Below are 13473 nucleotides of genomic sequence, written 5' to 3'. Positions count from 1 at the left end.
CGGAATAAAGACATGTTGGTCGGCACAGGAATAGGTATAATCATATTGTTGTTGACATTGATACTGACCAGGCGATTATCAGCCCTGGCGGCATTGGTGCTGGTGCCGGTTGCCGGAGCTTTGATAGCCGGATTCGGGACTGAGACTTTCGATTTTGCAATTACAGGCATCAAGAACATCGCACCCGTTACCGCCATGTTCATTTTTGCGATCCTGTTCTTCGGTATACTCACCGATGCTGGCATGTTTGATCCGGTTATTGACACCATCCTGAGGCTGGTTGGAAGGAATCCGTCCCGCATAGCCATCGGATCTGCAATATTAGCGATGATCGTGCATCTGGATGGTTCGGGAGCAGTCACATTTCTGATTGCCATTCCGGCATTATTGCCCTTGTATGAAGAATTGCAAATGGATAAGCGGGTCCTGGCTGCCACCGTTGCATTAGGGGCCGGGACCATGAATATGGTTCCCTGGGGAGGGCCCACCATCCGTGCGGCAACGGCACTGCATACGGACATAACCGCCCTGTACAACCCGGTTATCCTGCCGCAACTGGCCGGACTGGCTTTTGTCATCTGGATTTCCTATCGTCTTGGCCGCCGCGAATACCAGCGTTTATCGGCGCAGGGACTGGATCTGTCCGGCCCCTATCACACCAGGCAACTGAACGAGGAGCAAAAGAGCCTCCGTCGACCGAACCGCTTTTGGTTTAATGTTTTACTCACCTTGCTAACCATCGGGTTCCTGATTTCCGGGGTCATCCCTCCTGCACTGGTTTTTATGTTATCTGCGATCTTGGCATTGCTACTAAATTACCCTTCGATCCGGGATCAGAAAGCACGGATCGATGCACATGCAAAAGCGGCTTTGCTAATGGCCAGCATTTTACTTGCTGCCGGGGTGTTTACCGGTATCATGAAAGAGTCAGGCATGATATCAGCTATGGCTGAGGCGGCTGTACAAATCTTGCCTGCCTCCTTTGGCCGGCACCTCCCGCTTACCATTGCTTTGACAAGCATGCCCATGAGCCTGGTTTTTGATCCGGACTCGTATTACTTTGGTGTTCTGCCGGTGATAGCAGGTATGGGGGAATCCCTGGGGGTGGCACCGGTTTCCATTGGACAGGCAGCTATCCTGGGACAAATGACCACCGGATTTCCGTTCAGTCCGTTGACGCCTACCACCTTCCTGCTGATCGGTCTGACTCAAATTGAACTGGCGGATCATCAGCGTTTCGGGATGAAATATGCTTTTCTGACAACACTGGTCATGTCCCTGGTCGCAATTCTGACCGGAGTGTTTGGCTTGTAATGATGTTTTGATGAAGAAAGAAACTGCAACGATACGTATTGGTTCCGGAGCCGGATATTCGGGTGACCGCATAGATCCGGCGGTCGAGCTGGTGGAAAAAGGGAACCTGGATTTTCTGGTATTTGAGTGTCTTGCGGAGCGAACCATAGCATTGGCACAACAGCGGAGAAGCAAGGATCCGGATTCCGGCTACGATCCGCTCCTGGAAGAACGAATGCTGGCCTGTTTGCCCGGGTGCGCAGCCCGGGGCATCCGGATGATCACCAACATGGGCGCAGCAAACCCTCGTGCTGCACTGGCTAAAACAAAAGCAGTTGCCGGAGGCCTGGGATTAAAAAACCTTACCCTGGCGGCAGTGAGCGGAGATGAGGTCTCTGCACTGCTGCAGGATGGAGATTTCACTTTGCTGGAAACCGGTGCTCCATTGGATAGTATACGGGATAAGATCATCTCAGCGAACGCCTATCTGGGCGTAAAATCCATTGTGGATGCGCTGGACGAAGGAGCACAGGTGATCATCACCGGCCGGGTTGCTGATCCGGCACTGTTCCTGGCACCGGCCATTCATTCATTCCAGTGGGATCGCAGAGATTACCGGTTAATGGGACAGGGGACTGTCATGGGGCACCTACTGGAATGTGCAGGACAGGTCACAGGAGGCTATTTTGCCGATCCCGGTTATAAAGAGGTTCCTGGTTTGGATCACCTTGGTTTTCCGATTGCAGAAGTCCACCGGGATGGAACATTTGTGCTGAGTAAGGTGGACGGCTCCGGTGGCAGGATCGATAAAGCCACCTGCACGGAACAGCTCCTTTACGAGATCCATGATCCGGCGAACTACCAGACGCCGGATGTTGTGGCGGACTTTAGCAGGGTCCGTTTGACAGAAGATGGAGCTGACCGGATTTCGGTCCAGGGTGGTTATGGGCGCCATCCTTCCGGTCGTCTGAAGGTTTCCATAGGTTATCGTGATGGTTTTCTGGGCGAAGGGCAGATTAGTTACGGTGGAGCTAATGCTGTCGCACGTGGACAACTGGCCATCGATATCCTGAAGAAAAGGCTGGCGCGATTGGAGATACCGGAAGACGATCTGCGCTTCGATTTGATCGGGTTAAATGCATTGTATGGTGCAACTGCGGCCCAGGCCATTCCTGGGGAAGTACGGTTACGGGTAGCCGCGCGCACCGCGTCCCCGGTGATTGCGGCCATGATCGGCCGGGAAGTAGAAGCCCTGTATACCAATGGTCCGGCCGGAGGTGGCGGAGCGGTGTCACAGGTCCGGGAAATCGTTGCCGTCCAATCGGTCCTGATCCCTGCTGAGCTCGTTAAACCACAAATTCACCTGGAAAAGATCTGACGATGAAATTGCACGAGATAGCCCATAGCCGTACCGGAGATAAAGGAAATACTTCCAATATTTCGGTGATCGTTTACCATCAGGAGGATTTCGAATGGCTGGCGAATGTCCTTACACCGGACCGCGTGAAGCAACATTTCGCGGGAATCGTGCATGGAGAGGTCGTCCGCTTTGAACTACCGGAGTTGGGAGCCTTTAATTTTGTGATGTACGATGCACTCGGTGGTGGTGTGACACGTTCTCTTGCACTGGATGCGCATGGCAAAACCTTATCGTCCCACATGCTGAATTTAGAGCTGGAAGACAAAGCCTGATTACATTCCCTGCTCTCATTGTATGAATTTGGACCGGTAAGCATGTCTCGGGAATCAGGATCCGGATTCTGCATACTGCTCGATCTCCTGAATGAACGGAACAAGACTGAAGTAGTACATTTCTTCCTTGTCGATCCATTCGGCAGCCTTCTCCTTTTCACCCAGGGACCAGTAGATACTGGCGATAAATGAGGGTGAAATGTATTGTTCTTTGGCGAGTTTTAGATGCACATCGAGAATTTCCCGGGCTTTGGCTTCCTGACCTAATTTACCATAGCAATAACCAAAAATCCAATTGGTTTTTCCAACCGTTCGTTGTTGTAACACCCGGATGGCTTGGTTCAGATCGCCCAGCGCCACATAATAAACAGCGTATTGCCAGAGGATGGTGTTGTCTCCGGGATATCTCGTCAGCGATGCTTCAAACTCGGTTTTAGCTTCATCATAATGTTTCGCATCCCGGAGAATTCTGGCTTTCGACATAAATAATAGGGGTGAGAAGGGGTTAAGTTGCTTGGCTTTGTCAGCACTTTCGATGGCTTCCCTGTATTTGCCCAACATCAGCTCGACATGAGCCAGGTTAAAATGGGCTAAATCCAGGTAAGGATTATACTCAACAGCTTTTAAAATGGATGCTTCTGATGCAGAAAATTCACGGTTATACATCTCGACGATGCCTTTTGCCAGCTGGGCTTCCGCCAGGTAAGGATCCAGGGTAATCGCCGTTTGGGCAAGTTCACTTGCTTCATCGATAATCTGGTGGACCGGCACCAACGCCCAACCGGCGTACATGCAAATGACTTCGGACAAACCGGCATAAGCTTGCGCATAGTCAGGGTCTTCATGAAGTGCTTTGCGGAAATAATCGATTGCCTGGTCCAGGTCTTCTTTGGAGCTGCTCTTGATGGCATAATACTTACCCATGAGATAATTCTGGTAAGCAGCAAAACTGCTGGTTGGCAATGTATTTAATCGCTGATCTTCCTGGGGACGGAGGGTTGGGTTGATCTTTGCAACTACGATCTGAGCGATCTCGTTTTGGAGTTTGGTTAAGTCTTTTTCATCCCGGTTCTCGTACTTAATGGGGGCGATGACCCTGTCATTGCGCACGTCGCTCAGGGATAAATCAAGTTTAAACCGGCCATCAGATCGCCGGATACTTCCCTCGAGTAAATATTGTATATCCAGTTGTCTGGCAATATCCGATGCAGGCAAGTTTTGCTCTCCGTAATGCTGGGATGTTGCACGGGATTTTACTTCCAGGCCCTGGATAAAGGAGAGTTGGGAACGGACTTCATCGGCTATTCCTTCTCCCAGATAACTTTCATCGTCCTCCGGATTCAGATTTCTGAAGGGCAGAATCATGATCGACGGCTTTTCTGGCTTGACAGGCACACCATGAATCCATTGCCACGGTCTGGCAGCAAGTACGGCAATTACAGCTATTATTATTCCCCAGACGGCGGGCTTCAGTTTCGGTAATCGCTTTTTGGGCTTCGGATTGGACAATGTGCCGGTCTCCAGCGGATCTATACCATACAAGGGCATCGCATTTTCAACATTTTTCAGTTGACGCAAGCCCATAAATTTGATGCGGGTCCCAAAATTATTCCTGACCAAATCCCGGATGGTCTCTGAAAAGCAAATCAATCCGGCCTGACCTTCCGACTGAATGCGGGAGGCGATATTGATGCCATCTCCCAGGTATTGACCATTTTCATAAATGATCTCCCCTAAATGGATTCCTATACGCAGCGGAAGATTTGCGGATGTGCCCAGGCCGGCCTGAATATCCAAACCGCACTGGACAGCTTCAATAGCACTGGGAAAAATACTTAAACTGCCGTCGCCGTAATAATTGAGAATCTCCCCGCCATGTTTTGGCACCATGGCTTCCAGGACATCCTTATGTTTCGCTACACGGGTAAGAGCCAAAGGTTCATCGTGCTGCATGGTAGCCGTATACCCCACGATATCGGTAAACATAATTGCAGCTAACCGGTGCATACCTTGCATCTCTTCACGTCATTATTGGCTAACCAAGAGACCTTCCTCTAAGTAGCGTAGATGCTATAATGGTAATTAAATACAGAATATTCAATGACTATTGTCATTACCCGTTTAGCGAGGAATCAGCTTCAAAAATGTTTTTGGGCCAGGAAAAATCCACAGAGGACTGATCCCTGAGTGAGCTGTGGACAGAAATCCCGAGCGCAAAAAAGGACGCAGAATTCAGGGCAAGGAATACTGTCGCAGCCACTGCCAGTGTACCTCCGCTCCATGCAACCAGTGATTGGTCCCGTTAGGGTACGCATGGCCTAGGCCCTCAATTAGAGCCATATTGAATTCCCGGTTGCCTCCAGCCTCAAGACTGGGGAAGGTGGCCACCTCAACTCTGGTCGTGTCACCCGAAAGAGTATAGGTGTCGGCGTAGCCAAAAGTGGCGATTTCGGTGGCCTTGATGTCTTTGAAGATAGGGATCGTTTCCAGACCTGCAGAAAAGCCACTCAGAGGCACCGGTTGAGTGAAAAAGCGATCATCCTCATTGCCGAGCTGAAAGGAAATCGGCAGATTTCGCTTCGGTTCGAAGACGGTGTCCCGGGGAATTCCGGCTGAGCAATGCACAACCGCCGCCAGGACATCACTCATCTCCACAGCACAGCGAAATGCCATCTGGCCACCATTGGAGAATCCTACCAGGTAAATACGTTTTTCATCGACCGTATAGCGGTCTTCCATTTCAGAGATCACCTGGCGCAGAAATTTAATGTCATCCAGGGGTTGCTCTCCGGGACAATAGGTGAACGCTCCAGGATAAATATTCCATTTGGTAGTATTCAATACCTCTCCATCCTCTACAATGCAATGATGCCAGGACGAAGGAAATACGGTCAGGATGTCCTCCTGCTCCCCGACTTCTTTCCACCCTGAAATATTGTAGAATTTTTCGCCGTCGCCACTGGTGCCGTGCAACATAAAAACCACAGGGAGTGCATTTTTGGCGTTGTAACCAGCCGGGACATGGACGTAATACTCCCGCGTATAACCATCCACATCCGTGGTAAACCGGTTCTTGCCATACTGAATTTCAGCAGGTGTGACTTCATTTCGCTGGCATCCGGAGGTTCCGGTCAGAATGCTTATTCCAAGCAGCCATATCAGCAATAAATAAATACCATGTCCGGAAAGTTGCTTCATTGCTCTGATCTTAATTTGTTGGTGATGGCGGTTAGACACCTCTAAATGTAAAAGGATTAATCCGGAGCTTATATTTTTTTGACCGGATATGCATTCACGCAGGAATAGCAGAAGTTGTACCAAATTGAAGTATTTAGAGGTAGTGGATGACCCCGTCAGGGTTTATCCCTCCCGGCAAACCGGCCATTTCCCATTAAAAAATCCAAAGCCCTGTGGACATTTTTACTGACAGAGGTTTCTGATTTCAAATTGGCAATGTAGCGAACGATCTCCTGTTGTCTGGAAGGGGACATGGCATCAAAAACCGTCTTCGCTTCCGGGTGCCCATCCAGTGCTTTCTGGAGGGTAGGGTGCATGGCTGGGGACCGGTCAGCCGGATCGAATGCGATGGTCAGGTGAATGGATTCCCCGATACGTTCCGGCGATTTGGGTAGCATGGTCATATTGATGTAAAGCCTCCAGGCGCCGCTGTATTTGACCAGTGTTTGCCGGTAAGGTCGGTTATTAACCGTTCCCAGGATGGGAATCGGGCCACGATCTTTTCCTGCGGCCTCAAATAGGGCCTCGAGTACATCGGCAGGAACATGGACATAAGGATTGATCCCTATTATTTCGAGAGTGGCCTTAAAGGTGTGCATCCGGATTGATCGATTTAATGCAGGCTGATCACCCTGGCTATTTTCCAGCCGTCGGGATCGTGTCTCCAGACGACCGTGAAGCGACCGGCATGGGATTTGGTGCCGGGCGGATTCTGGTTGTTGTGGAATTTGTGCAATCCGTATTCAATGGCGCCGAATCCGGGTATGGGATATACTTCAATGCTGCCAGGTACCAGTTCGCGGGTTACCTTGCCACAGATATTTCTTTTCGTTCCATCAACGACCTCCGCTTTGGAGGTGGAAAGGCCCCCCTGATCGTGGTAGAACTCCAGATTCCCGGCATAGAATGAAGCATATTTATCCAGATTGTCTGCACAGGTATTGTAGGCGTCAAAAAATTCTTTATCTAATTTCACGATGGTATCGTAGAGTACCGGGTCATCCGGGTGATAGTTTTTGGTCAGCTGATACGCCATGGTTTTACTTCCAGAACAAGCAGATATAAGACATAGCAGTGCCATGAAAAAGATAGGCTTCAATAGGTACTTCATAATTCTTGTTTCGTATGAATGATGTGATGCCAGTGGTGCTTACCAGCCTCCGACGCCACCGCCGCCTCCGCCGCCGCCGGAGAATCCCCCGCCGCCGCTTCCACTGCCGGAATCGGAAGGTTTGGTAGCCGCACTGGCTACGCTCTGCGAGAAATCCTGTCCGAAGTGATCGGCAAAATAGATGGTGCTGGGACTGTTATTCCATTGCGGATGATAATTCGCCTGTTCCAGGATGGTCTTAAATTTCTCTGACCAGGAGTGCTCCACGCCAAGTGCAAAAGCATAAGGCAGGCATGCCTCAAAATGGTCGGGTGTCATGTCGGGAGGATTGAGGAGAGCCAACCGGTCTTTTTCAGCGAGTTCCAGATACATTTTAAAACCGTCGATACGGGACTGAAGATCCAGCTTTGCGGGTGTTGGCTTCTTGATCAGATAACCATAGACTAAAAGCGCGATGAATGAGATGATCCCAAATGCCACCAGAGCGGTGATATTGGCAGGTGTTGCATAGGCGCTGTTAATCAGCAGGATGATGCCCAATCCGAATATACCAATCGTTGACAGGATTGGGATGGCCAGGAATTTAAGATTGTTCCCTTCCCGGATAAATGTACGGTGTTGTGCTACCAATGATCCCCGGTGACTCTGGAAGGTTTCTTCCACGATGGGGTTGTATTTTTTCCGGATGCTCACCCGGTCCTCTAAGGCAAATAAATCGCGTAAAATGGTCGCTTCCTCACCGGGCAGGGAGCCATCGTCATTTTTGATTTTTATCAGGTCAAAATGCTTTGACTTCGAGAAGAATCCCGATTCCTCCACTTCTTCGATCCTTAGATACCCTTTCACAGCAAGATGAATGACAGAGGCGGTGAAGCTCTTGCTGTCATGCTTTTCCTTACGAATGTATCCCACAGATGCAGCTGACAGCTTATTCGGCGAATCCCAGAGCGGATAGGAAGCCGGCGTTGGTGGATCTTGCCCGTACTTCCACCAGGTGTACACATAATAGGGTAACAGGAAAATTGAACCCAGAATGATCAGTAAAAGGGTCCCGATCCGGTTTAGAATGCCGGGTTGATCTACAATCCCTTTGGTAAACCCAACGGCAACGGTAAAACCTTCAGTAGGGTTTAGACCGCGGGTTAACCGGAAATCCAATGCAGTGCCATCATCGTTGAAAGTATAATCCTGCTGCTGGATCCCATATCCGCCGGTGTAGGCTGCTTGCTGGATCATATTGGTACCCTGCGGTAAGTAGATGCGGCAGGATGCCTGTTCCACCGGGAATTCCACGTCATTACCCACGGCATTCCAGTACAGCTCATCGTAATCTTCAAAGAAACCGATCTGATCGTCTACTTCGTACTGGATCATATAGAGGTACCGGCCCGGGTCCAGGAAGACATCCTGCTGACCGAGGTAAAGCATCAGGCCATTCTCTCCGGAACTGGTATGGTAAGGTTCGGGTTGATGATCCTTCTCGACTTTGAGGATTTTGTAGTGCATCCGCATGGAATGCCCATTCAGATTACGCCTGGGCGGCAAACTTCTTGTGATCCCTCGCTGGATCTTATCCCCATTGACATAGACATCGATATATTCTGTTACTACAATAGACCGGTCGGTATGAATGTCTATCTGAACATCGTAGCTAAAGATTTTTTCCGTTTGGCTGAAGACAGATGACAAGCCTGACAGGACCAATAATACAGCTGTGACCATCCGTGGCCATTGGCGGGAAAATAATCTCCGGGACATTGGAAAGCCTTCCATTGCAATTGTTTTGGTGAGGGGTTATGTGTCCCTCAATACCTATAAGTATTCAAACGCTGGCAGCGATCATTAGAACTTCACCTGTGGTGTTGCTCTTTCGCTGGGTTCTTCAATCTCGAAGAATTCACCCTGACGGAAATTGAACGTATTGGCGATCAGGTTGCTGGGAAATGACTCAACCATGATGTTGTTTTCACGCACGGTGGCATTGTAATAACGTCTTGCCTTTTCCAGGTCGTTTTCCACATTGGACAGCTCCTGCTGGAGCTGGATAAAGGTGGTGTTGGCTTTCAGGTCCGGGTACGATTCGCTGAGTGCGAATACGTTCGCTAATGCAGAATTCAGTTGATTTTCCGCCTGTGTCTGTGCTTTGACGCCTTCTGCTTTTAATGCGCTGTTACGGGCCTGGATGACTTTTTCAAGTGTGCCTTGCTCGTGCTTGGCATATCCCTTTACCGTTTCAACCAGATTCGGGATCAGGTCATGTCTTTTCTTCAACTGGACGTCGATCCCGCTCCAGCCTTCTTCCATCATGCTGCGTTTGCGGACAAATTTATTGTACAAGCCTACGGCATAAAAGACGATGATAACGGCTACAATGATGAGGACTGTTAGTATTCCCATGGTTTGTGGTTTTGATTTTCCACTAAAATACGAATCTTCCTGTCTGTGCGCTTGCTTACCGTCAGGATGTTCGATCAGTAGCGGTGAACCATCGATTAACAGAGCCTGTCCGGTCGCAGTGACCGTTATTTATTCCCTGGCATTACAGTTAAACATCCAGTGGATGCCAAACTTATCCTGCAGGCTCCCAAAGAATCCACCCCAGAACTGTTCACTGAGTTGCTGCGAAACCTTACCCCCCTCGGCAAGTGCATCAAACAGTCGTTGTGTCTCTGCGCGGGTATCGGGTTCCAGGTTGATATGGACATTGTCGCCGGCGGTCAGTGCGAATCCCATTTCAGGTGGTGCGTCGGTTCCCATCAGGACATGCCCGCCCAGAATGGGCAATTCCACGTGTATCACCAGTTTTTTGACCGCATCACTCATCGGTGGTGTGCCTTCCGGTGCAGGCATTTCGCCAAAGCGCATGATGCCCTGTCCACCAAAACCGGTGTTAAAAACGGATCTATAAAATAAGAATGCTGCTTCGGTTTGATTGGGGAAATTGAGATAAGTGCTTACTCGCGCCATGTTTTTTCTTAAAATTAAATGAAAGGCCTGGAAATGGCCAAAACAATCCGGGTGTAAGTTTAGAGATAAGGGGTCAAGGTGTGTGACACAGAAGATTTATCGGTGCTTATCATTCTGTAGCATGACCTCCATACCTGTGAATTCCGCATTTAGCAGGCTACCTTAGTACGAATTAGGGCATTAAAATTACGGAACCCATGGAAAAGGTCGATCTCAAGAAAAAGTATGCAGAATTCTATGCACCGGGCAAGGGCAAATTTGAAATCGTTGAAGTTCCCGATCTGCCTTACCTTATTGTTTATGGCCAGGGTAATCCGAACACCTCACCGGAGTACATCCAGGCGATTGAAGCGCTTTACTCGGTTGCCTACACCTTGAAGTTTGCCGTGAAGAAAGGCCCGCTGGCTATCGATTATGGTGTCATGCCACTGGAAGGGCAATGGTGGATGGATGACATGAATGAATTTACCGTTGCTAACAAGGATCACTGGAAGTGGGCGATGATGATCCTTCAACCTGACTGTATCACGGCCGAAATGGTTGATGAAGCCATAGCAGCAGCAGGAAAGAGGAAAGATCTGCCGGCTTTGTCGAAATTACATTTTGGCCACATCGAAGACGGGCTGGCCGCACAAACCTTATACATTGGACCCTATGCGGATGAAGGCCCGACGATACAGGCCTTGCATGAATTTATCTTCCGGCAGGGATTCCGGTTGCATAGCCGTCACCGGGAGATTTATCTGGGTGACCCGCGAAGGAGTGCACCGGAAAAATTAAAGACCATCATCCGCCAGCCAATGATTAAGCCGTAGTGCCGAAACGGCAGGCAATCATTAACTTGGATCATGTTTGAGAATAATCGGGACATCCCTGGACCGGAAGAATTGATCCTCCATATGGAGGCCGGAATCACCTCAGCCGATGCTGATCTACTGGGGCGGCTCAGGCCTGGCGCTCTTGAAAATTTATTCATCCAGGCTGCAATCCGTTCTGCGGATCAGCTGGGATTTGGATTCGCCGGTCTGCGCCAGCAAAAACTTTTCTGGGTTCTCAGCCGGATAACCATGGAAATTCAGGCCTCACCTCAATGGCCATCGACCATTACCATTGAGACGTGGCCCAAGGATGTCCAGGGATTACTTTATTTACGGGATTTTATAGCCCGGGATGACGAGGGAAATGTTTTTGCACTGGCCACCTCAGCCTGGTTGGCCATCGATCTGGATCGCAAAAGGCCGACAACCGTCTCCGGGCGGTCAGAAAATTATTTTTCGCAATTGCGGGACCGGTCGGCCCTGCGACAAGCTCCGGATAAGCTGGCAGCACCACAGCATCCGGTGCATTTCAGGGAAATTTCGACGGCCTATTCCGATTACGATCTGAATAAGCACGTCACCGCAACCAAGTACCTGGATTTCATGTGTAATGTATTACCCCTGGATTTTTGGCTGGATCATTATCCCCGCTCCATTTCCATTAATTATCAACGGGAAACCCTGGCTGGTGAAACGCTGGCTTTACGGTGGCAAAACGATGGAAACCGGTATGATTTCGCCGGCTATCATAACGGAACCAATGCTTTGTCATTCCTCGGTAAAATTGAATTTTAACATCTGGTTATGCAGCAATTGATGATGGTTACGCTGGTCGTAAAGGATTACGATGAAGCAATTTCGTACTATACCGGTAACCTTGGTTTTGACCTGATCGAAGATACCGGTATGGGAGGCGGCAAGCGCTGGGTGGTGGTTGCGCCCAAAGGCAGCGCCAGCCGGTTATTACTGGCTAAAGCTAAAAACGCCCGTGAGCAGGAGGCGATCGGCAACCAGACCGGAGGCCGGGTGTTTCTATTCCTGCACACCGATGATCTCCTGCGGGATTATCATCAGTGGCTTGAGCGTGGGGTCGAATTTGTGGAGACGCCCCGTGAGGAAGCCTATGGATTGGTGGTTGTTTTTCGTGATCTTTATGGCAACAAATGGGATCTGATCCAACCCAAATAACAGCGTGTGTTATTTGAGGATGCACAGGACCTGATAATGGACGATTGATGGTTTTCAGAGAAGCAGTACAAAGCGATGCCGCCGCAATAGGAAATCTACATGCCAGGAGCTGGCAGCTGCACTACCGGGGCAGTTTCAGCGATGCCTATCTGGATGGACCTGTGCTGGAGGACCGGCGACAGGAATGGACGAGACGCCTGTCAGAACCGTCGTCCAACCAGTATTGCCTGGTCGCAGAATCGGAAGGACGGATCATTGGCCTGATGTGCCTTTACGAGCAGGCGGATCCGGTTTACGGAAGTCTGATCGACAATTTGCACGTAGCCCCGGAATACCAGCGTGCCGGAGTAGGGCAGCAGTTGATGGAACTGGCCCGGAAGAGGCTGAATGACCGGCACCCCGGATTGCCATATTATTTATGGGTTCTTGCTGCCAATGAACGTGCGATCCGGTTTTATGAACGGATTGGAGGTCAAAGAATGGAAGAAACCTGGTTAACGAACCGGGATGGCAGCACTGCATTTTGTTACCGTTATGGATGGCAGATCATGGTGGATCATGCATCATTTTCAGACTGAATGCCCAGGTAAAAGAATTATGCCTTAAATTAAGGCATCGTAACAAGCAAAAATCAGCCATATGGTCAAGAAGATATTGATAGGACTGCTCGCACTTTTTGTCATCATTCAATTTTTTCGCCCGGAGCGGAATTTGTCCGGTGATGAAACCTACGGACTGGAAACAAAATACACCGTGCCTGCCGAAATCAAAGGTTTGCTTAAGGGAGCCTGCAACGACTGCCACAGTAATTACACCCGGTATCCCTGGTATGCCAGTGTCCAACCGGTGGCCTGGTGGTTGGCTAACCATGTGAATGATGGAAAACGGCACTTGAATTTTTCCAGCTTCACCAACCGTCGCATTGCTTTCCAGAATCACAAGCTGGAAGAGACCGCCGAGATGCTCGAAAAGAAGGAAATGCCCCTGCCGTCCTACACCTATCTGGGGCTGCATCCGGATGCCAAATTATCGGATGCACAACGGCAGACACTAATCAACTGGGCTCATGATCAGATGGATCAGCTAAAGGCCCAATATCCGCCGGACAGTCTGGTCATGCCCAGGAGGAATCCGCCTCCCGGACAATAATTGCCGGCTCCTACCTAC

15 protein-coding genes are annotated in these 13473 nt (G+C 49.8%); 8 read left to right on the top strand and 7 right to left on the bottom strand.

Annotation, left to right across the window (positions count from 1 at the left end; genetic code table 11):
• Positions 1–12: 12 nt before the first annotated feature.
• The 3 genes from H6570_14015 to H6570_14005 are packed head-to-tail and all read left to right on the top strand — an operon-like array spanning position 13 to position 2985.
• Positions 13–1314, top strand: a complete 1302-nt coding sequence (locus H6570_14015; protein ID MCB9320394.1) for a citrate transporter — start codon at positions 13–15, stop codon at positions 1312–1314.
• A gap of 10 nt (positions 1315–1324) precedes the next feature.
• Positions 1325–2671, top strand: a complete 1347-nt coding sequence (locus tag H6570_14010; GenBank protein MCB9320393.1) for a DUF1446 domain-containing protein — start codon at positions 1325–1327, stop codon at positions 2669–2671.
• Between the two features lie 2 nt (positions 2672–2673).
• Complete coding sequence (locus H6570_14005; protein ID MCB9320392.1) at positions 2674–2985, top strand: hypothetical protein; 312 nt, start codon at positions 2674–2676, stop codon at positions 2983–2985.
• A 54-nt stretch (positions 2986–3039) separates the two neighbouring features.
• Here H6570_14005 and H6570_14000 read toward each other — a convergent pair whose 3' ends face one another.
• The 7 genes from H6570_14000 to H6570_13970 all read right to left on the bottom strand — a co-directional run bounded on the left by H6570_14000 (position 3040) and on the right by H6570_13970 (position 10300).
• The gene (locus tag H6570_14000; GenBank protein MCB9320391.1) at positions 3040–4992 is read right to left on the bottom strand and encodes a tetratricopeptide repeat protein; all 1953 of its coding nucleotides are present in this window, start codon (positions 4990–4992) and stop codon (positions 3040–3042) included.
• Between the two features lie 225 nt (positions 4993–5217).
• A complete protein-coding gene (locus H6570_13995) occupies positions 5218–6183 on the bottom strand; it encodes a dienelactone hydrolase family protein (protein ID MCB9320390.1) in 966 nt (321 codons plus the stop codon).
• A 155-nt stretch (positions 6184–6338) separates the two neighbouring features.
• On the bottom strand, positions 6339–6821 hold the full coding sequence (locus H6570_13990) for a YdeI/OmpD-associated family protein (protein MCB9320389.1): 483 nt from the start codon (positions 6819–6821) through the stop codon (positions 6339–6341).
• Between the two features lie 14 nt (positions 6822–6835).
• Complete coding sequence (locus H6570_13985; GenBank protein ID MCB9320388.1) at positions 6836–7303, bottom strand: nuclear transport factor 2 family protein; 468 nt, start codon at positions 7301–7303, stop codon at positions 6836–6838.
• 69 nt (positions 7304–7372) lie between these two features.
• Positions 7373–9106, bottom strand: coding sequence for a DUF2207 domain-containing protein (locus H6570_13980; GenBank protein MCB9320387.1), 1734 nt, complete (start codon positions 9104–9106; stop codon positions 7373–7375).
• Between the two features lie 69 nt (positions 9107–9175).
• Positions 9176–9730, bottom strand: coding sequence for a LemA family protein (locus H6570_13975; protein ID MCB9320386.1), 555 nt, complete (start codon positions 9728–9730; stop codon positions 9176–9178).
• Between the two features lie 129 nt (positions 9731–9859).
• Entirely contained in the window at positions 9860–10300 is a 441-nt protein-coding gene (locus tag H6570_13970; GenBank protein MCB9320385.1) for a VOC family protein, read from the bottom strand.
• A gap of 197 nt (positions 10301–10497) precedes the next feature.
• On the opposite strand from H6570_13970, the gene H6570_13965 reads away from it, so the two are divergent.
• From H6570_13965 to H6570_13945, 5 genes are all read left to right on the top strand, one after another.
• Positions 10498–11115 (top strand): GyrI-like domain-containing protein, encoded by a 618-nt coding sequence (locus H6570_13965; protein ID MCB9320384.1) that lies wholly within the window; start codon positions 10498–10500, stop codon positions 11113–11115.
• 33 nt (positions 11116–11148) lie between these two features.
• Positions 11149–11913 (top strand): hypothetical protein, encoded by a 765-nt coding sequence (locus tag H6570_13960; GenBank protein MCB9320383.1) that lies wholly within the window; start codon positions 11149–11151, stop codon positions 11911–11913.
• Between the two features lie 9 nt (positions 11914–11922).
• Positions 11923–12306 carry a VOC family protein gene (locus H6570_13955; GenBank protein MCB9320382.1) on the top strand — a complete coding sequence of 128 codons (384 nt, stop codon included), beginning with the start codon at positions 11923–11925 and terminating at the stop codon, positions 12304–12306.
• Positions 12307–12353: 47 nt separating this feature from the next.
• Positions 12354–12884, top strand: a complete 531-nt coding sequence (locus H6570_13950; protein ID MCB9320381.1) for a GNAT family N-acetyltransferase — start codon at positions 12354–12356, stop codon at positions 12882–12884.
• A 61-nt stretch (positions 12885–12945) separates the two neighbouring features.
• A complete protein-coding gene (locus H6570_13945) occupies positions 12946–13455 on the top strand; it encodes a heme-binding domain-containing protein (protein ID MCB9320380.1) in 510 nt (169 codons plus the stop codon).
• Positions 13456–13473: the final 18 nt, after the last annotated feature.

It is taken from the genome of Lewinellaceae bacterium, assembly GCA_020636135.1.
Lineage (GTDB): Bacteria > Bacteroidota > Bacteroidia > Chitinophagales > Saprospiraceae > JAGQXC01.
Note: the sequence above shows the minus strand (reverse complement) of the source record. Positions and strands in the feature narration are given on the sequence as shown.

What these genes read in the sequence shown, in the direction of transcription:
- H6570_13985 (MCB9320388.1), bottom strand. Translation starts at nt 7,303, where the DNA reads ATGGCACTGCTATGTCTTATATCTGCTTGTTCTGGAAGTAAAACCATG.
- H6570_14010 (MCB9320393.1), top strand. Translation starts at nt 1,325, where the DNA reads ATGAAGAAAGAAACTGCAACGATACGTATTGGTTCCGGAGCCGGATAT.
- H6570_13950 (MCB9320381.1), top strand. Translation starts at nt 12,354, where the DNA reads ATGGTTTTCAGAGAAGCAGTACAAAGCGATGCCGCCGCAATAGGAAAT.
- H6570_13965 (MCB9320384.1), top strand. Translation starts at nt 10,498, where the DNA reads ATGGAAAAGGTCGATCTCAAGAAAAAGTATGCAGAATTCTATGCACCG.
- H6570_13975 (MCB9320386.1), bottom strand. Translation starts at nt 9,730, where the DNA reads ATGGGAATACTAACAGTCCTCATCATTGTAGCCGTTATCATCGTCTTT.
- H6570_13960 (MCB9320383.1), top strand. Translation starts at nt 11,149, where the DNA reads ATGTTTGAGAATAATCGGGACATCCCTGGACCGGAAGAATTGATCCTC.
- H6570_13995 (MCB9320390.1), bottom strand. Translation starts at nt 6,183, where the DNA reads ATGAAGCAACTTTCCGGACATGGTATTTATTTATTGCTGATATGGCTG.
- H6570_13945 (MCB9320380.1), top strand. Translation starts at nt 12,946, where the DNA reads ATGGTCAAGAAGATATTGATAGGACTGCTCGCACTTTTTGTCATCATT.
- H6570_13990 (MCB9320389.1), bottom strand. Translation starts at nt 6,821, where the DNA reads ATGCACACCTTTAAGGCCACTCTCGAAATAATAGGGATCAATCCTTAT.
- H6570_13970 (MCB9320385.1), bottom strand. Translation starts at nt 10,300, where the DNA reads ATGGCGCGAGTAAGCACTTATCTCAATTTCCCCAATCAAACCGAAGCA.
- H6570_14000 (MCB9320391.1), bottom strand. Translation starts at nt 4,992, where the DNA reads ATGCACCGGTTAGCTGCAATTATGTTTACCGATATCGTGGGGTATACG.
- H6570_13955 (MCB9320382.1), top strand. Translation starts at nt 11,923, where the DNA reads ATGCAGCAATTGATGATGGTTACGCTGGTCGTAAAGGATTACGATGAA.
- H6570_14015 (MCB9320394.1), top strand. Translation starts at nt 13, where the DNA reads ATGTTGGTCGGCACAGGAATAGGTATAATCATATTGTTGTTGACATTG.
- H6570_13980 (MCB9320387.1), bottom strand. Translation starts at nt 9,106, where the DNA reads ATGGAAGGCTTTCCAATGTCCCGGAGATTATTTTCCCGCCAATGGCCA.
- H6570_14005 (MCB9320392.1), top strand. Translation starts at nt 2,674, where the DNA reads ATGAAATTGCACGAGATAGCCCATAGCCGTACCGGAGATAAAGGAAAT.